This window comes from Falsiroseomonas sp., from assembly GCF_051860665.1.
In the GTDB taxonomy this organism is placed as follows: Bacteria; Pseudomonadota; Alphaproteobacteria; order Acetobacterales; family Acetobacteraceae; genus Falsiroseomonas.
In genome coordinates, this window is the sequence record NZ_JBHYDM010000006.1 from 174,880 (window position 1) to 198,064 (window position 23,185).

A 23,185-nucleotide genomic window follows, 5' to 3' on the forward strand; every position below is an offset into this window, starting at 1 on the left:
ATGTCGGACGTGACCCTCACCCGGGCGGTCGTGACGCGGCCCGTGCCGGCGCTGCGGCTGTGGCGGCGCGTCCGGCCGGTGCTGCTCTCCCTCATCGTGCCCCTGCTGCTGCTGCTCGGCTGGCACTGGGCGGTGGCGGCGGGGATGACGCGGCTGATCCCCTCGCCGGCCGAGGTCGCCGAATACATGGTCGACTTCGCCGTCGGCGGCATCTGGGACGATGCCTTCTCCGCCACGCTGCATATCCACCTGCTCGCCTCCGCCAGCCGCGTCTATGGCGGCTTCGTGCTGGCGGCGCTGGTGGCCATACCGCTCGGCCTGCTCATCGGCCGCAACGCCTTCGTGCGGCAATTGCTGGACCCATTCCTTCAATTGATGCGGCCGATCCCGGTGACGGCCTGGCTGCCGCTTTCCATGATCCTGTTCGGCCTCGGCGCGCGATCCGCCTTCTTCCTGGTCTTCCTCGGTGCCTTCTATCCCATCCTGCTGAACACCATCTTCGGCGTGAAGAATGTGGAGCCGCGGCTGTTCGAGGCAGCCTCCATGCTCGGCTGCCGCGGCAATGCGCAGTTTTTTCGAGTCGTGCTGCCCGCGGCCCTGCCATCCATCTTCACGGGCCTGCGCCTCGGCCTCGGCTTGGCCTGGTTCGTCATCGTGGTCGGCGAGATGACGGGCGTGCCGCAGGGCCTCGGCGCCGTCATCATGGATGGCCGCACCCTGTCGCGCACCGAGCTTGTGATCTGCGGCATGATCGTCATCGGCATCGCCGGCTTCCTCTCCGACCGCGTCGTGGTGCTGCTGATGAACCGGCTGCTGCGCTGGAGCCCCTCCCACCATGGCTGAGATCCCGATGCTCGACATCCAGGGCGTCGGCAAGACCTATGTCCTGAACGACAGCCGCATCGAGGCGCTGCGCGATGCCAATCTCACCGTGCGCAAGGGCGAATTCGTCTGCCTGATCGGCGCCTCCGGCTGCGGCAAGTCCACCCTCTTGCGGATCGTCGCGGGCTTCGAACAGCCCACGGCCGGCCAGGCCCTGATGTGGGGCAAGCCCATCGCCGGCCCCGCGCCGGATCGCGGCATGGTCTTCCAGGATTACGGCCTGTTCCCGTGGCTGTCCGTGCGTGAAAACATCGGCTTCGGCCCCGCCAGCCGCGGCCGCCCCAAGCCAGAAGTCCGTGACACCGTCGAGCGCTTCATCTCCCTCATCGGCCTCACCCGCTTCGCCGATGCCTATCCGCACCAGCTCTCCGGCGGCATGAAGCAGCGCGTCGCCATCGCCCGCGTGCTGGCGAATGACGCCGAGGTGGTGCTGATGGACGAGCCCTTCGGCGCGCTGGATGCGATGACGCGCGAGCGCCTGCAGGACGAGCTTCTGGAACTCTGGCAGCGCACCGGCCTGACCGTGCTCTTCGTCACCCACAGCATCGAGGAAGCGATCTTCCTCTCCGACCGCGTCGTGGTGATGGAGCCCGGCCCCGGCCGCATCGCATCCGCGCATCAGGTGGAACTGGCGCGCCCGCGCGACGTCGCCTCGCCGGAGTTCAACGAGGTGCGGCGCGAGCTCGGCGCGCGGCTGCATTCCCATCATGCGAAGAAGGCGGCGTGATGCGTCCCGAACAACGCCTGCGCTACACCACGCCCGCCGACCGCCCGCCCAGCGCGCTGCCGAATGGGGCCAAGGTCGCCGTCTGGCCGGTGGTGAATGTCGAGAACTGGCTGATCGACAATCCCATGCCGCGCCAGGTGCTCTTGGCCCCCACCGGGGCTGCCCTGCTGCCGGACATTGCCAATTGGGGCTGGCACGAATACGGCATGCGCGTCGGCTTCTGGCGCTTCCTCGACGCCTTCCAGAAACGCGGCATCCGGCCGACGCTTTCCGTCAACGGCTCCGTCTGCACCGCCTATCCGCGCGTGGCGCAGGCGGCGCATGAGGCGGGCTGGGACTTCATGGGCCATGGCCATGTGCAGGTGCCGACCCACAAGGTGCCGGACCAGCGCGCGATGATCCGCCAGACCGTCCAGGCGATCCAGGACTGCACCGGCGCGCCCCCGCTCGGCTGGCTCGGCCCGGGGCTGACCGAGACGCTGGAAACCGCGGACCTGCTGGCCGAGGCCGGGCTGCGCTACTGCGCCGACTGGGTGGTGGATGACCTGCCCTGTCGGCTGGAAACGGCGCAGGGCCCGCTTGTCACCATGCCCTATAGCGTCGAGCTGAACGACATTCCCGTTGTCATGATCCAGCACCACGACGAGCAGGAACTGCCCCGCCGCGCCCGCCTGCACGCCGCGCGGCTGCTGGCGGAGGCCACCACCACGCCGCGCGTGATGTGCATCGCCATCCACCCCTATATCAGCGGCGTCCCGCACCGCATCGCGGCGCTGGAGCAGATGCTGGACGACCTGGCCGCGATGCCCGGCATCGCCTTTCTGCAGGCGCGGGAGATCCTGGCCTGGTACGAGGGCTGCGGCGACCCGACCTGATCCGTTCCACCTTGACAGCGAGCCTGCGCCGGCGCCACTGACCGGGCCATGGACGAGGCCGATTTCGACTATGCCCCGGGTGGCGAGGCGCTGGTGATCGTCTTCTCCAGCTTCGGCATTCCCGGCGCGGCCGGCAGCACGGCGCTGGCGCAGCCGCGCTTCGAATTCGTCCGCACCCTGGCCGCCCGCCGCATCGCCTGCCTTTTCGTGCGGGACCGCGTGCAGCATTGGTACCATTCCGGCATCCAGGGGCTTTCGCCTGATATCCCCGGGACCGCCGCGCGGCTCGCGGATTATGCGGCGCGCCACCGCCGCAGCTACACCATGGGGCACAGCATGGGCGGCTATGCCGCCATGCTCTTTGCCGAACTCTGCGGCCTGGCGGGGTCCATCGCCACCGCGCCGCAGACCAGCATCACCGCGGCGCAGCGCCGCGCCTGGAAGGATTTCCGCTGGCTGGCCAAGGTGCGGGAGACGCAGGCCAGCACCGCCACGCCGAACTACCTCGACCTGCGCGACACGCTGGCCGGCGGCCGGTCAGGCCACAGGATTTTCGTCTCGAAGGGGGAGGCGCTGGACAGCCTGCACGCTCGCCATGTCGCGGATCTGCCCTGCGTCACGGTGGAGCAGGTGGAGGCCGCGGACCACAATACCGCCCGCGCCATCCGGCGCAGCGGGCGGCTGGATGCGCTGCTGGACCAGATCGGCGCCTGACGCCCCTGGCCTTGTGGCGCGATCCGCGGCAAGCATGCCGGCATGAAGCTGCTGCTGATCAACGCCAATACCACCGAGGCCATCACGGACCGTCTGGTGGCCATCGCGCGCGAGCTGGCGCCGCCGGGCGTGACAATCCAGGGCGCCACGGGCCGCTTCGGCGCCCGCTACATCGCCAGCCGCGCCAGCAGCGCCATCGCCGCCCATGCCGCGCTGGACGCCTATGCCGAACATGGCGCGGATGCGGATGCGGTGCTGATCGGTTGCTTCGGCGATCCGGGCCTGGATGCGCTGCGCGAATTGGCGCCGGTGCCGGTGCTGGGCCTGGCCGATGCCTCGGCCGCCGCCGCCGGCGTCCGGCGCTTCGGCGTGGTGACGGGCGGCGCCGCCTGGAAGCCGATGCTGGAGGAATTCTTCGCCGGCCGCGGCCATGCCGGGCAGCTTGCCGGCATCCGCACCGTGGCGCCCACGGGTGGTGAGATCGCGCGGGACCCGGAGGGCGCGCTGGCGCTGCTCACCGAAAGCTGCCGCGCCTGTGTGGAACAGGACGGGGCGGAGGTGGTGATTCTGGGCGGCGCGGGTCTTGCCGGCCTGGCCGGGCGCATCGCGATCGGCGTGCCGGTGCTCTGCTCGGTGGAGGTGGGCCTGCGCGCCGGCTTCGCCGCGCTGGGGCAGGGTGGCGCCGGCCTGATCCCGCATGGGGCGGTGGAGACCATTGGCCTGTCGCCGGCGCTCGCCGCGCGGCTCAGCGCTGGTAGCGGGCCATGAACCGCCGGTCGATGCGGTCCTTCAGCCACCAGACCCAGCGCCCGCCGAAGACGAAGCCGTTGCGCGTGCCCAGCGCGCGGCCATCGGAGAGCGAAAGAAGCCGGAGATAGTCCCGCTGCGGCACATGGGGCCGGGGCGCGACGCCCATGGCCACGGCACGCAGATTGGCGGCCAGCACCGGCCCCTGCCGCACCGCGAAGACGCCCGCCTTCGGCAGTCCGCCCGGGAAGCTGACCACGTCGCCTGCGGCGAAGATGGCGTCGTGTCCCACGGCGCGCAGGCAGGCGTCGAGGCGCAGGAAGCCCTTCTCGTCACGCGCCAGGCCGGTCTCTGCCAGCCAGGGCGCGGCCGCCGCGCCGGTGGCCCAGACCAGCGCCTCAGCTTCCAGCGGCGGTCCAGCGGCGAAGTGCAGCCGGCCGGCCGTGACCTCCACGACATCCTGCCCCTCGCGCAGCGCGACACCCCGCGCCGCCAGCGCCCGCGCCGCCCGCTGCCGCAGTTTGGTGGGAAAGCCCGGCAGCAGTCCGGAGCCACCCGCCACCAGCGTCACCGCCGCCCGCCGATGCAGCGCCAGCGCGACCTCGAACCCCGCCGCGCCGCCGCCCACCACGGCAATGCTGCGGCAGGCGGCCAGCGCGCCGAGCCGCGGCAGCAGCGCGTCGATCGGCTTCAGCGGCAGCGCGTGCTCGGCCGCGCCCGGCGTGCGGTCGGTCTCGGGCGTGGCGCCGGTATCGATCGACAGCAGGTCCCAGGCGATGTCCCCACCCGCTGCGCGCCGCACCAGCCGGCGCTGCGGATCGATCCCCGTGGCGCGGTCCAGCAGCAGTGCCACGCCGCAGCGCGCACACAGCGCCGCCATGTCGATCAGCGCCTGCTCCGGCCGATACAGCCCCGCCATCACCCCCGGCAGCATGCCTGAATAGGGCGACTGCGCCTCCCGCGTCAGCAGCGTCACGCGCCAGCCGGGCAGGGGGTTTGCGCCGATCTGCCGCAGCACCTCCACATGCGCATGGCCGCCGCCGAGCAGCAGGAGGTGTTTCAGAGGCGTCGCACCCCGGTGAAATTCGACATGCCGACGGGAATATCCACCAGGTTGCGCTGCGTCGCGATGATCCGGAAGTACTCACCGAGCGGCAGATAGGGCACGTCCTGCCAGAACTGCGCCTGGATCTCCCGCGCCTTGGCCTGCTGCGCCGGCTGGTCGGGCGCCGCCATCCACTCCTGCCGCAGCGCCTCCAGACGCGGACTGTCCGGCCAGCCGAACCAGGCGCGCGCCCCATTGGCGCGCAGGCCGAGATTGGCCACGGGGTCCAGCAGCCCGGCGGCGCTGAAGCCGGAGATGAAGGCGCTCCAGCCGCCGCGCTCCACCGGCTCGCGCGATCCGCGGCGCTGCACGATGGTGCCCCAATCGGCCGAGAAGGCCTCGGCATTCAGGCCGCAACGCCGCAGCATGTCGACGGCCACCTCGCTCATCACCTTCAGGATGGCGAGGTCCATCGGCTGCAGCACCACCACCTTCTCGCCCTTGTAGCCGGCGGCCAGGATCTCGCGCTTCACCCGATCGTAGTCCCGCGGGCCCTGCAGCGCGGAGAGGCCCGCTTCATTGGCCATCGGCGTACTCGGCAGGAAGACGCCGACATCGGTGCGCCACAGGCTGCGATCCTCGCTGAAGGCCGCCGTCATATAGGCCGCCTGGTCCAGCGCGCCGACCAGCGCGCGGCGGATCGCCGGATTGTCGAAGGGCGGGTGCAGATGGTTGAAGCGCAGGATGCTGATGCTGCTGTCTTCCGTGACCTGAACATTCACGTTGCGGGCGCGGCGCAGGATCGGCAGCAGGTCGTTCGGCGCATATTCCAGCCAGTCGACCTCGTTCTGCTGCAAGGCGGCGGCGGCCGTCGCGGGGTCCGGCAGCACGTGCCATTCCACGCGATCCATATGGGCGATCCTGGGCCCGGCGGTGCGGCTCGCGGTGCCCTGCCGCGGCACATAGCCGGAAAACTTGTCATAGACCACGCGCACGCCGGAGACGCGCTCCGCCGCGTTGAAGCGGAAGGGGCCGCTGCCGATCATCTCCGTCACCGCGCGGTTCGGATCCGTCAGCGCCAGGCGTTCCGGCATCATCGCCGGCAGCGGTGCCGTGGCCTTGCCCAGCGCGCGCGGCAGCAGCGGGAAGGGGCGCTTCAGGCGGAAGCGGATGGTCCGGTCATCCGGCGCCGACAACTCCTCGATCGCGGCCAGCAACTCCTGCCCGAACATGTCCCGCGCGCCCCAGCGGCGGATGCTGGCAATGCAATCGCGGCCGCGCACCGGCTCCCCATCATGGAAGCGCAGGCCCGGGCGCAGCGTCAGGTCCCATTGCAGCCCATCGGCGGAGACGACATGCCCCTCCACCATCTGCGGATGCACATTGTACGCGGCATCCAGGCCATAGAGCGTGTCGAAGACCATGGCGCCATGGGTCAGCGTCACCGTCGCGGTGTTGAAGACCGGGTCGAGCACCGTGAGGTCCGATTGCGGCACGAAGCGCAGCGTCCGCGCGGCCGTGCCCTGCGCCCCCACCACCCGCGGCGCGGCGAGCAGGGCCGAAGCGGTGCCGAGAATCTGGCGGCGGGTCGGCATGGTCAGCGTCTCCTGCGCAGGCGGGCCAGCATGGCGCAGGATCTCGGCTTGCGTGAAGGGGCTTTCGCACAGCCACTGGCGGCGCCATGCTTCGCGCCAGGCACCAAGGACAAGCGCGATGACGCTCCGCTGCGACCTCATCCTCCGCGACGCCACCATCATCGACGGCAGCGGCGGTCCGCGCCGGCGCGGCGACGTGGCGGTGAAGGGCGACCGCATCGCGGGACTCGGCGACCTCGGCGCCTGGTCGGCGGAGCGGGAGGTGATGGCGGAGGGTCGCGTGGTGGCGCCCGGCTTCATCGACGCGCATACGCATGACGACCAGGCGGTGCTCTGCGGCCCCGCCTGCATGCTCTGCAAGACCAGCCAGGGCGTCACCACCGTGGTGGTCGGCAATTGCGGCATCAGCCTCTCGCCCGTGACGATGAGCGAACGCCCGCCCGCACCGCTCGACGGCGTCTGCGCCCCCGAATGGTGGATCTTTGACAGTTTTGGCGCCTATGCGGAGCGGCTGCGGACGGAGCCATCCTCCGTCAACACACTGGCCTTGATCGGCCATATGTCGCTGCGCGTCGGCGCCATGGGCCGCGACACGGGCCGGCCGGCGACGGACAAGGAGGCCGAGCGGATGCGCAGGCAATTGGCCCAGGCGCTGTCCGAAGGCGCCGCCGGCTTCTCCACCGGCCTCTTCTACCCGCCGAGCAAGGCGGCGCCGACCGAGGAGGTGATCGCGGTGGCGGAGGCGCTGCGCGACCACAAGGGTTTGTACGTCACGCATATGCGCGACGAGGCCGACCATGTGCTGGACAGCATCGAGGAGACGCTGCGCATCGGCAAGGCCGTCGGCGCGCCCGTCATCATCAGCCACCACAAATGCGCCCAGCCCGAGAATCACGGACGGTCGGTGGAGACGCTGCCGCTGATCGCGCGCCATGCGGCGAATTACCCGGTGGCCTTCGACGTCTATCCCTATACCGCCTCCTCCACCTCGCTCGCCGCACGCAAGCCGCGGCCGGATGTGCCGGTCACGGTTACGAGCTCCGTCCCGCATCCCGAGATGGCGGGCCGCGCCCTGTCCGATATCGCGGAGGAATGGGGCGTGACACTGGAGACGGCGGCGCAGCGCCTGACCCCCGGCGGCGGCGTCTTCCACAACATGGCGGAGGCGGACATGCGCCGGATCCTCGCGCATCCGCTCTCCATGGTCGGCAGCGATGGCGGGCCCTTGGCAAAACATCCGCATCCGCGCCTCTGGGGCACCTTCCCGCGGGTGCTCGGCCAGTATTGCCGGGAGCTCGGCCTCTTCGATCTGGAGACGGCCGTGCACAAGATGACGGGCCGCACGGCGGCGATCTTCGGCATTCCGGACCGCGGGGTGCTGCGGGAGGGTGCCTTCGCCGATCTCGTGCTCTTCGACGCCGCCACGGTGCGGGACCGCGCCACCTTCACCGAGCCGCGGCAGGTGGCCGATGGCATTCTGGAAACCTGGGTGAACGGCCAATCCGTCTATACCCATGCCGCCGGCGCCAGCGAGACGCCCGCCGGGCGCCTGCTGCACCGCGCGGCCTGATCCGCTATTCGGCGGGGGCGAGCGCCCCCGCCGATGTCACCGCTTCCCGCTTCGCCCGCGGCAGGGCCAGCGCATGCAGCGCCGGCACCACCAACAGCGTGGCCACGGTGCCCAGCGCCAGCCCGCCGATCATCGCCGCCGCCATCGGCCCCCAGAAGACCGAAAGCGTCAGCGGCACGAAGGCCAGCACGGCGGCCAGGCCCGTCAGCACCACCGGCCGCGCGCGGCGCACGCTGCTCTCGATGATCGCCGCGCGCAGCGGCATGCCATGCTCGACATCCTGCCGCACCTGGTCGACCAGGATCAGCGTATTGCGCATCACCATCCCCGCCAGCGCGATCACGCCGAGCAGCGCGACGAAGCCGAAGGGCATGTCCAGCAGCAGCAGCGCGGCAGCCGCGCCCGGAATGCCCAGCGGCGCCGTGGCGAAGACCAGCGCGACGCGGCCGAAATGGCGCAGCTGCACCATCAGGATCGCCAGCATCACAGCGATCATCGCCGGGAAGAGGGCGAAGAGGCTGGCATTGGCCTTGCCCGATTCCTCCGACGCGCCGCCCACCTCGATGCGCAGGCCCACCGGTAGCCGCGCCTCGATCTCCGCCATGCGGGGCAATGCGGCCGCGGTCACATCCGGCGGCTGCAGCCCCGGCGCGACATCGGCGCGCACGGTGAGAAAGCCCTCGCGGTTGCGGCGCCAGAGGATGGGCTCCTCCATCACCGCCTCCAGCCGCGCCACCTGGCCGAGCGGCACGGGCCCGGCCTCCGTCACCAGGGTCAGGTCCGCCAGGTTCGACAGGCCGAGCCGTTCGGCCGCCGGCGCGCGCAGCACCACATCCACCAGCCGCGCGCCCTCCCGCAGCTGCGTCGCGGTGACGCCGGAGACGAGGGCCTGCATGGATTGCGCGACGGCCTGCGGCGAGAGGCCGAGCTGGACCACCCGCTCCTCATCCAGCACCAGCCGCATGGCCGGCGCCCTTTCGCTCCAGGCCAGCTGCACGTCGCGCGTGCCCGGCGTGGCGCGCATCGCCGCCATCACCTCCTCCGCCGCCACGCGCAGCTGCTCCGGCGTGCCGCCGACAACGCGGAACTGCACCGGATAGCCAACGGGCGGGCCGAAATCGAGGCGGGAGACGCGCACCCGCGCCTCCGCCACCGCGCCGGTGTCGACGAAGGCCAGCAGCTTCTCCCGCAGCCTTTCGCGCGCCGGCACGTCGCGCGCCTGGATCACCAGCTTGCCGAAAGCCTCGTTCGGCAGGTCCGGGTTCAGCGCCAGGAAGAAGCGGGGTGCGCCGGCGCCGATATAGGCGGTGGACATCACCGCATCGGCATCCTGCGCGATCACCGCCTGCACCTGCTCCACCGCCGCGCGGGTGGCGGCGAAGGTGGCGCCCTGGCGCAGGTTCACATCCACCAACAACTCCAGGCGCGAGGAGGTCGGGAAGAACTGCTTCTTCGTCATGCCGAGCCCGACAAAGCCCCCAGCCAGCACCACCAGCGTCGCCGCCAGCACCAGCCAGCGGAAATCCACGCACCAGGCCACCATGCGCCGCAGCAGTCGGTAGAAGCGCCCGTCATACAGCGCCTCATGCGCCACCACATGCTTCGGCAGCGGCAGCAGTTTCGTGCCCAGCCAGGGCGTGAACCAGACGGCCACGAGCCATGAGGCGATCAGCGCGCCGCCCACCACCCAGAAGATGCCGCCTGCATATTCGCCGCTGGTGGATGCCGCGAAGCCCACCGGAATGAAGCCCGCCATCGTCACCAGCGTGCCCGACAGCATCGGCGCCGCCGTGCTGCCCCAGGCGAAGGCCGCCGCGCGGGCCTTGTCCCAGCCCTCCTCCAGCTTCACCACCATCGCCTCGATCGCGATGATCGCGTCATCCACCAGCAGGCCCAGCGCCAGGATCAGCGCGCCGAGCGAAATCCGCTCCAGCTCCGTGCCCCAGTAGAGCATCATCAGGAAGACCGCGGCCAAGGTCAGGGGCACCGACAGCGCCACGATGATGCCGGCCCGCAGGCCCAGCGAGAGGAAGGAGATCAGCAGCACCACGCCGAGTGCTGCCACGAACTTGGTCAGGAATTCGGCGACGCTTTCCGCCACGATATGCGGCTGGTCGGAGACGAGCTGCAATTCGAGCCCCAGCGGCAGGTCGCGTCGCACTTCCGCCAGCGCCAAGCGCAGGCTTTCGCCCAGCGCCAGCACATTGAAGCCGGGCTGCTTGACGACCGAGATCATCACCGCGCCCGCGCCATCATGGAACACCGCGGCACTCGGCGGATCGGCCAGGCCGCGCGAAACCTCCGCGATATCGCCCAGCCGCAGGGTACGATCGCCGGCGCTGACCGGCACATTGCGGATCGCCTCCACCCCGTCCAGCCCGCCGCCCACGCGCAGATGCACGCGCAGCGCGCCGGTCTCCACCACGCCGGCCGGCGCCACGGGGTTCTGCCGCGCCAGCGCATCGAGGATGGCGGAAGGCGCGATGCCCAGCGTGGCCAGTCGCGCATGGCTGACCTCCACATGGATGCGCTGCGCGATCTCGCCCTGGATCGCCACCTTCTCCACCCCCGGCACGCGCAGCAGCCGAAGGCGGATCTGCTCCGCCTGGCGCACCAGTTCGGGGTTCTCCGCCCCTGTGAGGGCCAGCACGGCGGAATAGACGTCCGAATACTCGTCGTTGAAGAAGGGGCCCTGCACGCCGGCCGGCAGGTTCGGCACGATGTCGCCCACCTTCTTGCGGACCTGGTACCAAAGCTCCGGCACCAGCCGCGGCGGCGTGGTGTCGCGCAGCAGCACGGTGATCACCGCCTGGCCCGGCCGCACATAGGTCTCGAGTTTGTCGAGATGCGCCAGGTCCTGCAGCCGGCTTTCGATGCGGTCTGCCACCTGGGCCTGCATCTCCGCAGCCGTCGCCCCAGGCCATTGCGCGGTCACGACCATGACCTTCAGGGTGAAGGAGGGATCCTCCGCCCGGCCGAGCTTGAGATAGGCGCCGCCGCCCAGAACGGCGAGCAGCAGGATGGCGAACAGCGTCAGCGCGCCGTTGCGCACGCCCCAGGCGGAGAGGTTGAAGCGGTCCATGCGTCGGTCCCCCTCAGCGCAGGGTGGCGGAAAGGCGGGTCTGCACCACGCGCACGCGCTGACCGGGGTCGAGCAGCTGCGGCCCCATGGCCACCACCGTGTCGCCGGGCGCGAGCGGGCCGGTCACCTCCGCCGTCTGTTCCGCCAGGGCGCGCACCCGCACCGGCACGGCCTCGATCCGCGATGCGCCGCCGCTGGGGGGCAGCACGCGCCAGACCATGGGGCCATGGCCGCGGTCATGCAGCGCGGAAAGCGGCAGCGTGGCGGCGGGCTCGCCCTGCTGGGCGAGGCGCACGGTACCGGTCATGCCGAGTGCAACCCAGTCCGGCGCGGCCTCCAGCGTGAAGCGCACGGCATAGGTGCGCAGCGCCGCATCCGCCTGCGGCGCCACCTCCCGCAACTTCGCCGCCACCGGGACATCAGGCCGCGCCCAGAAGCGGACTTCCGCCAGCGCCGTGGCCAGGCCCGGCAGCGCCGATTCCGGCACGCGGACCAGCAATTCACGCTCCGCCGGATCGGCCAGGCGCAGCACCGCCTGGCCTTCCGGCAGCACCTGCCCGGCCTCCGCCAGCAGCGCCGTCACCACGCCGGGGGAGGGGGCGCGCAGCGTGGCATAGGACAGGCGGTTGCGCGCCAGTTCCAGCGCCGCCTGGGCGGAGGCGACACGCTCCGCCGCCGCGCGCGCGCTGGCCACGCGCTGGTCGTCATAGCTGGCCGAGACATGGCCGGCGGCGCGCAATTCGCGAGACCTGGCGGCATCGTTGCGCGCCTGGCGGGACTGCGCCTCGGCCGAGGCGAGGTCGGCCTCCGCCGCGCGCAGGGACAGGCCGAGATCGGCGGGGTCCAGCTGCGCCAGCACATCGCCGGCCGCCACCAGCTGACCGACCTCCACCGCGCGGCTGACCATCCGCCCGCCGGTGCGGAAGGCCACCTCCACCTCCCGCCGCGCCTGCACCACGCCGGTATGGGCGGATTGGCTGGCGCCGGAGGACAGAACCACCTGCGCCGCCTGCACCGGGCGGGGCGCGTCGGAGACGGGCAGGGGGGCGGAGGCTTCGCCATCGCAGGCGGTCAGCAGCCCCATGCCGAGGCTGGTCAGGATCGGCAGGGACAGCAGCAGGGGGAGGCTGCGGGGGATCGGCATGGGGAGGGGCTCGCGTCTGACTGCGACACCCTTACGCGTTATGAGTGATGAAAGTCAATAATCGTCAGCTATCGACTTTTGCCTGGATGCCACGCAGCAGCAGATCGATCACCTGCTCCAGCTTGCGGGCCATCTCCTCCTCCGGCTCCTGCCGCAGGCCGCATTCGGCGATCAGCACCGGATGCATGAAGCCGATGGTGGCCATCTTGATGGCGGTCGCCGTCGCATCCGCATCGAGCCGGGCGAACTCGCCGCTGGCCATGCCATCCATCAGCACATGGCGGATCGCGGTGCGGATGCCCTCGATGAAGCGTTCCACCACGCCCCAATGCTCGGCCATGGCGGCGGTGACCATGTCGTGCAGCCGGCGCTGGGTGAAGAACAGGGCCATGTGGCGGTGATGCAGTGTGCGCAGAAGGGTCCGCAGGCGCTCCGCCGCCGTGCCGCGGCCGCGGGCGACGGTCCAGAGCTCGGATTCCACCCCGTCCAGCATCCGCGCCGCGATCACCTCGTTGATCGCGGATTTGGAGGGGTAGAAGCGGTAGATATTGGCCGGCGACATGCCCAGTTCGCGCGCGATATCGGCCACCGTGGTCTTCTGGTAGCCGATCGAACGAAACAGCGTTTCCGCCATGTCCTCGATGCGCCGGCGCGTCTCCTCGGCGCTGGCGCCGCGGCGGAGGGCGGGGTCGCGGGTGCTTGTGCTCATGACGAATTACCTAAAACATCACCTGTCATAATGCCAGCCCTCCCGCTCCAGCCTCTTGGAAAACCATCCCGGAATGCGCGACAAAGCTCCCATGAGCCCTTATCGATTCGACCACATCCATCTCCGCAGCCCGGATCCCGAGGCCACCGCCGCATTCTATGTCTCGGCCTTCGGCGCCGAGATCAAGCAGCGCGTGACCCCGGGCGGCAAGCTGCGGGTCATCCTGGACCTGGCCTCCGTGCCGCTGTTCGTCGAGGAGGTGCCGGCGGAGACCGCCGCCCCGCCCGCGCCGCCCTTCCTCGGCATCGAGCATGTGGGGCTTGGCGTCGATGACCTGGACGCGGCGCTGGCCGACCTGAAGGCCAAGGGCGTGCCGCTGATCTCCGGCCCCACCGAGGCCCGCCCCGGTGTCCGCATCGCCTTCCTGCAGGCGCCAGATGGCGTCCGCGTGGAGCTGATCGAGCGCCGCGGCTGAGCTCGCGCCGCCGATGACGCGCTGGCCCCCCGTTGCCGCCATGCTGGCCGGCGGCATTCTGGGGGGTGCGCAGATCGGCAAGGTGCCGGCGGCGATGACCACCATCGGTGCCGAATTCGGCCTGGGCCTGACCGGCGCGGCGCTGCTCGTCTCCCTCTTCGCGCTGATGGCGGCGCTCGGCGGCCTCGGCATCGGCCTGGCGGTGGCGCGGATCGGGCCGCGCCGGGCGCTGCTGAGCGGGTTGGGGCTCGGCACCGTCGCCGGCCTGGCCGCCGCACTGGCACCCAGCACGCCGCTTCTGCTGCTGGCCCGCGTGGCCGAAGGCGCCGGCTTCCTGCTGCTGGTGGTGGCCGCCCCGGGGCTGATCGCGGCCTGCGTCGCGCCCCACGATCGCGGCCTCGCCATGGGCCTCTGGGGCACCTACATGCCCGCCGGCATCGCGCTGGGCCTTCTGAGTGCACCATTGGTCGAGGCGCAGGGCTGGCGCCTGGCCTGGATGGTCCTGGCCCTGGCACTTGGCCTGGCCGCGCTGCTCTGCTGGCGGCTGGTGCCGCCCGCCGAGGCAGCGGAAGCGCCGGCCGCCGCGCCGATCCTTTCGCAACTGCGGGCCCTGGCCGCGGCGCGGCGCCCACTGCGCATCGCCACCGCCTTCGCCACCTATAACGTGATGTATTTCGGCATCGCCGCCTTCCTGCCGGCGCGGCTGGAATCGCTCGGCGCCGGCACGGGCGGGGCAGGGGCCGCGGCCGCCCTCGCCGCACTGGCCAATGCCGGCGGCAACCTGGCCAGCGGCCTGCTGATGCGGCGTGGCGTGGCGGCGGACCGGCTGGTGGTGGCCGGCGCGCTCGGCATGGCGCTGCTGGCGGCGGGCGTCTACCTGGTTCCGCAGCCGGCGGTGGTCACCGTGCTGGCGGTGCTGGCCTGCGGCATTGGCGGCGTGCTGCCGGCGGCCTGCTTCGCGCTGCTGCCGCGGGCGGTGCCCAACCCGGCGCTGGTCGCGCCGGCGGTCGGGCTGGTGATCCAGGGCAACAACCTGGCGCAGCTTCTGGCACCGCCGCTGATCGGCGCGCTGGCCACCACCTCCTGGGCCCTGGCTTCGCTGCCGCTGCTGGTGGCGGGGCTGCTCGCGACTTTGGCAGGACGCGCACTCGCCCGGTGATTTCGCGCGCGCAGCGGCCTTGCCGCCCCGCGTCGCGCCCGCCAAGCTGCATCCCAGCCGGCCGCCCAAGCGCCGCATGCAGGGATCGCGCACGCCAACCGAGTCGAAGGAAGCGTATACATGCCAAGCCATCTCCATCGCCGCCACCTGCTCGGCCTCGCCGCCGCCGCGCTGCCGCTGCTGGGCTCAGCGGCGCAGGCGCGGTCGCTGGAGCAGGTGCTCTCCACCAGGCGCCTGCGCGCCGGCATCAACCCGACGCTGCCGCCGATGGGCCTGTTCAACGAGCGCAACCAGATCGACGGCTTCGATGCCGAGATCGCGCGCGAGATCGCCAGGCGGATGAATGTCGAGCTGGAGATCGTGCAGGTCGGCAGCCCCGACCGCATTCCCTTCCTGCAATCCGACCGGATCGACATCGTGCTGGGCTCCATCACCCGCACGGTGGAGCGCGCGCTGGTCATCGACTACACGGTGCCGCTGCATACGCAGTCCATGGTGGTGCTGACCAAGGCGAGCGGCACCGCCGTGCCGATCGAGAAGCCGGCCGACCTCAACAACCGCGCCGTGCGGCTGGTGCAGGTGCGCGGCACGGTGGGTATCCCCTGGATCCAGGCCAATGCGGCGCAGGCGCAGGTGACGCTGCTGGACAACTATCCCGACTGTTTCCGTGCGCTGGCGCAGGGCCGTGCCGATGCGATGGTCGACGTGGCCGAATCCATCGTCATCCCGATGCGCAACTTCCCAGTGCAGTGGAAGATCCTGGACGAGGTGCTGGCCAGCTTCTGGGTCGGCATCGGCGTGCAGAAGGGCAATACCGCGCTGAAGGACGTGCTCAACGTCATCCTCTTCGAACTGCACCGCAGCGGCTTCGTGAACACCACCTGGCAGAAGTATTTCGGCGTGCCGATGACCACGCCGATTCCCTTCAACCCGATGTTCTGATCGCGCCTTTCCCTCCCCCGCGCTGGCGGGGGAGGGCCAGGGTGGGGGTCAGGGCCGCCGCCGCCATCATACGGGACCTCCACGCAGCGTGACCCTTCAATACGGCCAGATCGTCCAGTACCTGCCCGACTTCCTGCTGGGCGCGCTGACGGCGCTGTGGGTCGCCGGCGTCGCTTTCGCCGGCGGGCTGCTGATCGGCCTGGCCGGCGCAGCGGCTTTGACCTTCGCCGCACGCCCCTGGCGCTGGCTGGTCACCGCCTATGTCCGCTTCTTCACCTACACGCCGCAGCTGGTGCAGATCTTCTTCCTGTTCTTCGCACTGCCCGAGATCGGCATCATCCTCTCGCCCGTAACCGCCGTGCTGATCGGCATGACGCTGAACGCCGGCGCCTATCTGACGGAGATCGAGCGCGCCGGCTTCGCCAATGTGCCGCGGGCGGAGCTGGAGGCGGCGGAGACGCTGGGCTTCAGCCGCCTGCAGACGGTGTGGTATGTGATCGCGCCGCATGTCATCCGCGCGCTGTATCCGGCGCTGTCCAGCCACTACATCATCATGACGCTCGGCACCTCCATGGCCGCGATCTTCGGGGTGGAGGAGCTGACGGGGCGCGCGCTGAATGCCAATGCCATCTCCTTCCGCTCGGTCGAGATTTTTTCGGTTGTCGCGGTGATCTACATTGCGCTGACGGTGGTCGCTTCCGCGCTTCTCTGGCTTGTCGGGCGCTGGCTGTTCCGGGTGAAGGCCAAGGTGTTCTGAGATGAGCGCCTGGGACATGCTTCTGGCGGAGGCGCCGCGCTTCTACACCTGGTGGAACCTGCAGTTCCTGGCGATCGCGGTCGGCAATACGCTGGTCGCCGCCGTCGCCGGCTGCGGCATCGGCTATGCGCTGGGCTTCCTGCTGGCGGTGCTGCGGCTGCCGCAGATCATGCCCTTCGCCCCGCTGCGCGCCGCCTGCATCCTCTGGGTCGAGATTTTTCGGCGCATCCCCTTCCTGGTGCTGCTGCTGCTGGTCTTCTTCCTCTCGCAATTCGCGAAGCTGGAGGCGCCGCTCTGGTCCATCGCCGTCACCGCGGTGGCGCTGCGCATGTCGGCGCTGGCGGCGGAGAATGTGCGCGCGGGCTTCGAAACGGTGCGGCGGACGCAGTGGGAAGCGGCGCAGACCATGAACCTGCCTGGCCTGACCACGCTGCGCCGCGTGGTGCTGCCGCAGAGCTGGCGCGTGATCCTGCCGCCGTCGATCGTGCATGTGCTGTCGATGGTGAAGGAGACCTCGCTGGTCAGTCAGATCGGCTTCATCGAGATCACCTTCGCGGCCAAGATGCTGACCCAGCGCGGCTTCTCCGCGCTGATCACCTATGGCACCGCGCTGGTGCTCTATTTCGTCATCAGCTGGGCGCTGGCCAATCTCGGCCGCTGGGCGGAGCGGCGGCTGACGCTGCGCCCTATAGCCCGGACGCCCTGAGCGCGGCGCGCAGCATCGCCGCCTCCGCAGCCTCCACCGGCGGCTGCGGCAGGCGCACGGTGGCGTCCGGGATCACGCCCATTTCGCGCAGACAGAATTTCAGCCGCGCCGTCGCCCGGCCACCGGGCGGTGCGCCGTAGATCGCCTCGGCCAGCGGTTCCAGCTTCTCATGCAGCGCGCGGGCGGCGGGCAGGTCGTTCGCGCGCACCGCGGCATCCAGCGCCACGATCTCATCGGGCAGGATATCCGCCAGCGAAACCAGGCTGCCGTCCGATCCATGCACGTAGCAGGCGAACAGATGCTCGTCGCCCGAGGCGCAGATGGCCACATCCGGCCGCTTCGCGCGCACGCGGCGACGCACATCGTCGTAGCTGTCCACCTCCCACCCGCCTTCCTTGATGCCGACAACCTCCGGAATGTCGAGCAGTGCATCCAGCGTCTCCGCCGTGAAGGCCATGCGGCCGGCGGCGTGGTGTGCCTGGAACAGGAACAGCGGCATTTCGGGCACCGCCTGCGCCACGGTGCGATGATGCAGCACGGACATCGCGGTGCTGTGGGCAAGCGCAAAACTGTTGGGGAGGAAGACCATCACCGCATCGGCGCCGGCCGCCTTGGCCTCCCGCGCCTCCTCCGCGGCTTCCAGGCTGCTCTCGGCATTCACGCCGGCGACGACGAGCCGCGTCGCACCGACGGTCGCCACAGTCACCTCGACGGCGCGCTTCTTCTCGTCGCGGCTCATCACATAATTCTCGCCGGCATGGCCGTTGATCAGCACGCCCGCCATGCCGTCCCGCAACACGCAATGCGCCGTGTGGCGCGCGTAGCCCTCCCAATCCACGCTGTAATCCGCGCGCATCGGCAGCACGGTGGAGGGGTAGATGCCGTGGAATGTCTGGGGCTTCACGCCGCCTTCTCCTGCGCCAGCAAACGGTCGATGGGAAACAGCGGCAGCTCCGGCGCCTGGCCGCAGATGGCCTGGGCGAGCAGCTTCCCGAGATAGGGCCCGCTGGTATAGCCGGAATGCACGCTGCCGATGATCCAGGCATCGTCGATGCCGGGAATGGGGCCGATGGCGGGTAGTGCATCCGCCGTCTCCGCCTCCAGCCCCAGCCAGGCGCGCAGCACCCGCGCCTCGCGCAGCGCCGGCACGGCATGGGCGGCCAGACGCACATTGCCGAGAAAGCTCTCGGGCTTCACCGCCAGCCCACCGCGCGCGCGGTCGCCGATGCCCTGCCAGCCGCCGCCGATCAGCACGGAGCCATTGGCATATTGCTTCAGTGACAGCAGGCCGGAGGCGACGCCAAGCACCGTGCGCATCACCGGCGCCATGCGTTCGGTGACGACAAGCTGGTTGATCAACACCTTGATCGGCAGCGTCACGCCCAGCCAGGCCGCCATATCCTGCAGCCAGACGCCGCCCGCCAGCACGATGCGTTTTGCCCGCACTGCGCCCGTCGCCGTCGCCAGCACGAAGCCCGGCGCGATTCCCTGCACCGCGCCATTCTCGCGCAGCTCCACGCCCGCGTTCAGCAGCGCCGGCCGGAAGGCGCGGCCGGTGAGATAGGCGCTGGTGAAACCGTCGATGGGGCAATGCCCGGCGGCGATGACGCGCCCCGACAGCCCCGGCTCGATCTCCCGCGCCCGAGCCGGTGAGACCAGCTCGATCGGCGCGCCGGCCTGCCGCCGGAAATGCGCGCGTTCCTCCAGCATCGCCGCCTCCTGCTCCGTGAAGGCGACAGAGAGGCCGGGGCAGGCGGTGGCGAGCACATGGCCGCCATCGCACCATTCGGGCATGCGCAGCCACATCTCATGCGCCCGCAGCGCATAGGGGATCAGCGCCGCGCGGGTCATCTGCATGGTCAGCGTGCCGGCATTCACGCCGGAGGCCTCGCGGCAGATCGCACCGCGATCCAGCAGCACCACCTTCATGCCGGCGCGCGCCAGGAACAGCGCCGTGGAGCAGCCCATCACCCCCGCGCCGATCACCGCGACATCGAACATCAGATCGGCGCCGGCTTGGGCACGGGGATATCCGCATAATCGAAGTCGCCGAGCAGCGCGTCCATCGGCACCGGCCTCAAGGGAAGGCGCCCGGTTGCGAAGCCGGCCTTCTCGCGCCCGCCGCAATGCATCGCCACCAGCTCCGCCGCCGTCTCGCCGCAGAGCCGCCCCTGGCAGGGTCCCATGCCGCAGCGGGTGAACTGTTTTGTCTGGTTCATGTCGGCGGCGCCGTCCGCGCAGGCCGCCTCGATCTCCGCGCGCGTCACGCCTTCGCAGCGGCAGATGATGGTCTCGGGCGGAATCGCCTGCACCAGCTCCGGCCGCAGCGCCATCATCCTCGCCATGGCCCCACCCGCCTTCGCCGCGCGTACGAAATCCCGCGCGGGTGCCGCGCGTGCGGTGGCATGATCTGGCAGCAGGCCGAGGTCGTGCAATGCGGCCAGCGCTGCAAGCCGGCCCGAGGCCGGTGCGGCCGCCGCGCCGCGCACCCCGGCACCGTCACCCGCCGCATAGAGGAAGGGCACCGAACAGCGCTGATCCGCATCCAGCACCGGCACCCAGCCGCCTTCCGCCGCCGCATAGCGATGTGCCGCGCGAAAGGTGCGCGTGGCCTCCGTCGCCGGCACCAGGCCATGGCCGATGCACAGCGCGTCGCAGTCGATCCATTCCGCGCCGACCCGCACGCGCTCCAGCACATCCGCCCCCGCCCCTTCGGCGATGCAGGCCCCCGTCATCACGCGCACGCCGCGCGCCAGGATCTGCCCGCGCCAGGCCAGGCCGCGCGCGAGCAGATCCGGTCGCGCCGCCAGCGCAGGCAAGGCACGCGCCCATTCGCGGCTGCGCGCGAGATCCACCACCGCCGCCACCTCCGCCCCCGCCTTGAGCAGTTTGGCTGCGACCGCGTAGAGCAGCGGCCCCGCGCCGGCCACCACCACGCGGCGCCCGGGCAGCACGCCCTGCGCCTTCAGCAGGATGGTCGCGGCGGCCAGGCCGAGCACGCCGGGCAGCGTCCAGCCGGGGAAGGCGATGATGCGTTCATGCGTGCCTGTGCACAGCACCAGCGCGCGCGCTTCCACGGCGAAGCTGCTGCCATCCGGCGCCAGCGCATCCAGGCGGAAGGGCGCGGCCTGCATGTCCTGCGGCACCAGCGGCCCGCCGCCAATGCCCCAGACACGGCAGCCGGTCCGAAGCTCGGCGCCGGAGGCCTGCAGCGCCGTGCGCAGCGCATCGCCGGCGCGCCGGTCCGCATCGAGGGGCAGGACGAAGCCGGCAGGGGGCGAACGGTATACCTGGCCACCGGGCGCGGTGCTTTCCTCCAGCAGCACGACGCGCGCGCCGCGCTGCGCCGCCTCCGTCGCCGCGGCCATGCCCGCGGGCCCGCCGCCCAGCACGGCAATGTCGTAGGTCATGCGGCCGTCACCACCATGCCGTCGCGCACCGGCATCAGGCAGGCCTGCGCCAGCCGTCCGTCGACGCGCAGCAGGCATTGCTGGCACACGCCCATCATGCACAAGGCCGCGCGCGGTCGCGCGGCCTCCTGCCCCTCGCCGAGGCGTCGTATACCGCTGGCGATCAGCGCGGCTGCCAGATTCTCGCCGGCGGGTGCGGAAAGCGTCTGCCCTTCGAAGCTGAAGGTGACGTCGGCCGGGCGCGAAATGCCCGCGATGCGAAGGGGATGTGCCACATCTTTCATCCTATCGTGCTTCGCGATCACGTCCATGCCCGCAATCACGCTTGACGGCAGGCCCGCTGCACAAAGAGACTTTGCGACAACGGAAGGGATGGGGGACTGGGCTTGGCCTTCCTCACGCTTGATGGGCTCTCCGCCAGCTATGGCGGCGCCAAGGACGTGCTCAGCGACGTCACGCTGAACTTCGCGAAGGGCGAGGTGGTGGGGCTGATCGGCCCCTCCGGCTCGGGCAAGTCCTCGCTGCTGCGCGCGCTGGTCGGGCTGCTGAAGCCGCGTGCCGGGCGGGTGACGCTGGGCGGGCAGGCGGTGGATTACGGCAATCGCGAATCGCTGCGCGCGGCGCGGGATCGCTTCGCCATCGTCTTCCAGCAGTACAACCTGTTCCAGAACATGACCGCGCTGCGCAACGTCGCCATCGCGCCGACGCTGGTGAAGAAGCGCAAACCGGCGGAGGTCGAGGCGGAAGCGCGCAGCCTGCTCGCCAAGGTCGGCCTCGGCGAGAAATTCAACGCCTATCCGGATGAGCTTTCGGGCGGCCAGCAGCAGCGCGTCGCCATCGCCCGCGCGCTGGCGCTGCATCCCGACATCCTGCTGCTGGACGAGGTGACCAGCGCGCTGGACCCCGAGCTGGTGGGGGAGGTGCTGGACACCATCCGGGCGCTCCACGCGGATGGCATGACCATGCTGATCGTCAGCCACGAGATGGCCTTCATCCGCGAAGTCGCCACCACCGTGGTCTTCATGGACCAGGGCCGCGTGGTGGAGGTCGGGCCCCCAGCCCAGATCTTTGACGCACCGCAAAGCCCCCGCCTGCGCGACTTCACCGCCCGCATCCTGCGGCATTAGGGAGAGCCATCGCCATGACCGATCGCCGCTCGCTTTTCGTCGGAGGCGCCGCCGCGGCGGCGGCCGGTGCCGCCCTGCTCGCGCCCAGCCAGGCCGCCGCCCGGCCGCTGGAGGATGTGCTGCGCGCCAATGAACTGCGCGTCGGCGTGAACCCCACCTTGCCGCCGCGCGCCCTGTTCAACGACCGCAACCAGATCGACGGTTTCGAGCCGGAAGTCGCCGCCGCCATCGCCCGCAAGCTGGGCGTGCCGCTGGCGCTACAGGCGGTGGGCTCGCCGGACCGCATCCCGATGGTCGCCTCCGGCCGCATCGACTTCGTCATGGGCGCCATGTCCCGCACCAGCGAGCGTGCCAAGGTCATCGACTATACCGTGCCCGTGCATTCCGAGAATTACGGCATCCTGGCCGTCGCCGGCCGCGGCCACACCACGATCGAATCGCTGAACAAGCCGGAGATCACGCTGGCCCAGGTGCGCGGCACCACCGCCATTCCCTATATCGCCCGCGCCATCCCGAATGCGCAGGTGCTGCTGCTGGACAACTACCCCGACCGCAACCGCGCCATCGCGCAGGGCCGTGCGCAGGCCAGCTTCGATGGCGTGGATTCCGTCCGCTTCTCCCTGCGTCCCTTCCGCCAGGTGCAGTGGGAGGTGACGGGCATCGCCGAATACGGCGTCACCTATTCCGGCCTCGGCGTCGCCAAGAACAATCACTCGCTGCGCAACTGGCTGAACATCGCGCTCTATGAGCTGCATGTGGACGGCACCATCGAGCGTGCCTGGGAGAAGTGGTTCGACGGTCCGATGATCACCAAGGTGCCGCACAACGCCTTCTTCTGAGGCATGTCCTATACCCTCATCTATTCGCAGGTCACCGGCCATATCCCCTATCTGCTGGCCGGGGCCTGGCTGACGCTGCAGCTCGCCTGCATCTCCTTCTTCATCGGCTGGGGCATCGGGCTGGTGAATGCGACGGTGCTCGTCTATGGCCCGCGGCCGGCCAGGCTGGCGGTGCGGGCCTATGTCACCTTCTTCATCAACACGCCTCTGCTGGTGCAGATATTCTTCATCTTCTTCGTGCTGCCGGATGCGGGCATCCTGCTCTCGCCCTATGCGGCGGTCGCCATCGGCATGTCGCTGAATGCCGGCGCCTATCTCACCGAAATCCAGCGCGCCGGCTTCGGCAGCCTGCGGCGGGCGGAGATGGACGCGGCGGCGGCGATGGGCTTCAGCCTGGTGCAGACCATCTGGTACGTGGTGCTGCCGCATATCGCCAAGGCTCTGTACCCGCCTTTGGCGAACCAGTTCATCATCCAGGTGATGACCACCTCCATCGCCGCGATCTTCGCGGTGGAGGAGCTGACAGGCCGCGCCTACAACGTGAACTCGTTGACCTTCCGCGCGCTGGAGGTCTTCTCCATCACCGCCGTCATCTACATCGTGCTGACCATCGCCTGCAGCCTGGCGCTGGCGCTGCTGGGCCGCTGGCTGTTCCGCGTCGACGCGAAGGTGTTCTGAGC

At 70.4% G+C, this 23,185-nt stretch carries 23 protein-coding genes; 14 read left to right on the forward strand and 9 right to left on the reverse strand.

Annotated features, from left to right (window positions below):
- From ACTIF1_RS09005 to ACTIF1_RS09025, 5 genes are read left to right on the forward strand one after another with little or no spacing between them, the layout of a single operon-like run.
- Positions 1–843 carry an ABC transporter permease gene (locus ACTIF1_RS09005; protein ID WP_439596060.1) on the forward strand — a complete coding sequence of 281 codons (843 nt, stop codon included), beginning with the start codon at positions 1–3 and terminating at the stop codon, positions 841–843.
- The gene (locus tag ACTIF1_RS09010; protein ID WP_439596061.1) at positions 836–1,609 is read left to right on the forward strand and encodes an ABC transporter ATP-binding protein; all 774 of its coding nucleotides are present in this window, start codon (positions 836–838) and stop codon (positions 1,607–1,609) included. The genes ACTIF1_RS09005 and ACTIF1_RS09010 overlap by 8 nt, the downstream gene beginning before the upstream one ends.
- Entirely contained in the window at positions 1,609–2,484 is an 876-nt protein-coding gene (locus ACTIF1_RS09015; protein ID WP_439596062.1) for a polysaccharide deacetylase family protein, read from the forward strand. The genes ACTIF1_RS09010 and ACTIF1_RS09015 overlap by 1 nt, the downstream gene beginning before the upstream one ends.
- Before the next feature lie 48 nt (positions 2,485–2,532).
- Entirely contained in the window at positions 2,533–3,198 is a 666-nt protein-coding gene (locus tag ACTIF1_RS09020; RefSeq protein WP_439596063.1) for a hypothetical protein, read from the forward strand.
- Positions 3,199–3,240: 42 nt separating this feature from the next.
- Positions 3,241–3,966 (forward strand): aspartate/glutamate racemase family protein, encoded by a 726-nt coding sequence (locus ACTIF1_RS09025; protein WP_439596064.1) that lies wholly within the window; start codon positions 3,241–3,243, stop codon positions 3,964–3,966.
- On the opposite strand, the gene ACTIF1_RS09030 is transcribed toward ACTIF1_RS09025, so the two are convergent.
- Together ACTIF1_RS09030 and ACTIF1_RS09035 are read right to left on the reverse strand one after the other, a co-directional pair.
- Positions 3,944–5,008 carry an FAD-dependent oxidoreductase gene (locus ACTIF1_RS09030; protein ID WP_439596138.1) on the reverse strand — a complete coding sequence of 355 codons (1,065 nt, stop codon included), beginning with the start codon at positions 5,006–5,008 and terminating at the stop codon, positions 3,944–3,946. The genes ACTIF1_RS09025 and ACTIF1_RS09030 overlap by 23 nt on opposite strands.
- A complete protein-coding gene (locus ACTIF1_RS09035; protein WP_439596065.1) occupies positions 5,005–6,585 on the reverse strand; it encodes an ABC transporter substrate-binding protein in 1,581 nt (526 codons plus the stop codon). Before ACTIF1_RS09035 ends, ACTIF1_RS09030 begins: the two co-directional genes overlap by 4 nt.
- A gap of 118 nt (positions 6,586–6,703) precedes the next feature.
- Between ACTIF1_RS09035 and ACTIF1_RS09040 the strand changes: the two genes are divergently transcribed.
- Positions 6,704–8,155, forward strand: a complete 1,452-nt coding sequence (locus ACTIF1_RS09040; protein ID WP_439596066.1) for an N-acyl-D-amino-acid deacylase family protein — start codon at positions 6,704–6,706, stop codon at positions 8,153–8,155.
- A gap of 4 nt (positions 8,156–8,159) precedes the next feature.
- On the opposite strand, the gene ACTIF1_RS09045 is transcribed toward ACTIF1_RS09040, so the two are convergent.
- The 3 genes from ACTIF1_RS09045 to ACTIF1_RS09055 form a co-directional block, all read right to left on the reverse strand.
- Positions 8,160–11,237, reverse strand: a complete 3,078-nt coding sequence (locus tag ACTIF1_RS09045) for an efflux RND transporter permease subunit (protein WP_439596067.1) — start codon at positions 11,235–11,237, stop codon at positions 8,160–8,162.
- A 13-nt stretch (positions 11,238–11,250) separates the two neighbouring features.
- Positions 11,251–12,381: an efflux RND transporter periplasmic adaptor subunit gene (locus tag ACTIF1_RS09050; protein WP_439596068.1), complete on the reverse strand. Its 1,131-nt coding sequence runs from the start codon at positions 12,379–12,381 to the stop codon at positions 11,251–11,253.
- Between the two features lie 64 nt (positions 12,382–12,445).
- Positions 12,446–13,090 (reverse strand): TetR/AcrR family transcriptional regulator, encoded by a 645-nt coding sequence (locus tag ACTIF1_RS09055; protein WP_439596069.1) that lies wholly within the window; start codon positions 13,088–13,090, stop codon positions 12,446–12,448.
- Positions 13,091–13,181: 91 nt separating this feature from the next.
- Between ACTIF1_RS09055 and ACTIF1_RS09060 the strand changes: the two genes are divergently transcribed.
- From ACTIF1_RS09060 to ACTIF1_RS09080, 5 genes are all read left to right on the forward strand, one after another.
- The gene (locus ACTIF1_RS09060) at positions 13,182–13,565 is read left to right on the forward strand and encodes a VOC family protein (protein WP_439596070.1); all 384 of its coding nucleotides are present in this window, start codon (positions 13,182–13,184) and stop codon (positions 13,563–13,565) included.
- Positions 13,566–13,578: 13 nt separating this feature from the next.
- Positions 13,579–14,724 (forward strand): MFS transporter, encoded by a 1,146-nt coding sequence (locus ACTIF1_RS09065; protein WP_439596071.1) that lies wholly within the window; start codon positions 13,579–13,581, stop codon positions 14,722–14,724.
- A 120-nt stretch (positions 14,725–14,844) separates the two neighbouring features.
- Entirely contained in the window at positions 14,845–15,666 is an 822-nt protein-coding gene (locus ACTIF1_RS09070) for a transporter substrate-binding domain-containing protein (RefSeq protein WP_439596072.1), read from the forward strand.
- Positions 15,667–15,754: 88 nt separating this feature from the next.
- Positions 15,755–16,423 carry an amino acid ABC transporter permease gene (locus ACTIF1_RS09075; protein ID WP_439596073.1) on the forward strand — a complete coding sequence of 223 codons (669 nt, stop codon included), beginning with the start codon at positions 15,755–15,757 and terminating at the stop codon, positions 16,421–16,423.
- A gap of 1 nt (position 16,424) precedes the next feature.
- Positions 16,425–17,129, forward strand: a complete 705-nt coding sequence (locus ACTIF1_RS09080; RefSeq protein WP_439596074.1) for an amino acid ABC transporter permease — start codon at positions 16,425–16,427, stop codon at positions 17,127–17,129.
- Here ACTIF1_RS09080 and ACTIF1_RS09085 read toward each other — a convergent pair.
- From ACTIF1_RS09085 to ACTIF1_RS09100, 4 genes are read right to left on the reverse strand one after another with little or no spacing between them, the layout of a single operon-like run.
- Positions 17,110–18,033 carry a dihydrodipicolinate synthase family protein gene (locus tag ACTIF1_RS09085; protein ID WP_439596075.1) on the reverse strand — a complete coding sequence of 308 codons (924 nt, stop codon included), beginning with the start codon at positions 18,031–18,033 and terminating at the stop codon, positions 17,110–17,112. The two genes, ACTIF1_RS09080 and ACTIF1_RS09085, sit on opposite strands and share 20 nt — an antisense overlap.
- Positions 18,030–19,130 carry an NAD(P)/FAD-dependent oxidoreductase gene (locus tag ACTIF1_RS09090; protein WP_439596076.1) on the reverse strand — a complete coding sequence of 367 codons (1,101 nt, stop codon included), beginning with the start codon at positions 19,128–19,130 and terminating at the stop codon, positions 18,030–18,032. The genes ACTIF1_RS09085 and ACTIF1_RS09090 overlap by 4 nt, the downstream gene beginning before the upstream one ends.
- The gene (locus ACTIF1_RS09095) at positions 19,130–20,539 is read right to left on the reverse strand and encodes an NAD(P)/FAD-dependent oxidoreductase (protein ID WP_439596077.1); all 1,410 of its coding nucleotides are present in this window, start codon (positions 20,537–20,539) and stop codon (positions 19,130–19,132) included. Before ACTIF1_RS09095 ends, ACTIF1_RS09090 begins: the two co-directional genes overlap by 1 nt.
- On the reverse strand, positions 20,536–20,850 hold the full coding sequence (locus ACTIF1_RS09100) for a (2Fe-2S)-binding protein (RefSeq protein WP_439596078.1): 315 nt from the start codon (positions 20,848–20,850) through the stop codon (positions 20,536–20,538). The genes ACTIF1_RS09095 and ACTIF1_RS09100 overlap by 4 nt, the downstream gene beginning before the upstream one ends.
- Positions 20,851–20,925: 75 nt before the next feature.
- Here ACTIF1_RS09100 and ACTIF1_RS09105 point away from each other — a divergent pair, with 75 nt between their 5' ends.
- The 3 genes from ACTIF1_RS09105 to ACTIF1_RS09115 are packed head-to-tail and all read left to right on the forward strand — an operon-like array spanning position 20,926 to position 23,183.
- Positions 20,926–21,666, forward strand: a complete 741-nt coding sequence (locus ACTIF1_RS09105) for an amino acid ABC transporter ATP-binding protein (RefSeq protein ID WP_439596079.1) — start codon at positions 20,926–20,928, stop codon at positions 21,664–21,666.
- Positions 21,667–21,680: 14 nt separating this feature from the next.
- Positions 21,681–22,505: a transporter substrate-binding domain-containing protein gene (locus ACTIF1_RS09110; protein WP_439596080.1), complete on the forward strand. Its 825-nt coding sequence runs from the start codon at positions 21,681–21,683 to the stop codon at positions 22,503–22,505.
- Between the two features lie 3 nt (positions 22,506–22,508).
- A complete protein-coding gene (locus ACTIF1_RS09115) occupies positions 22,509–23,183 on the forward strand; it encodes an amino acid ABC transporter permease (RefSeq protein ID WP_439596081.1) in 675 nt (224 codons plus the stop codon).
- Positions 23,184–23,185 lie beyond the last annotated feature (2 nt).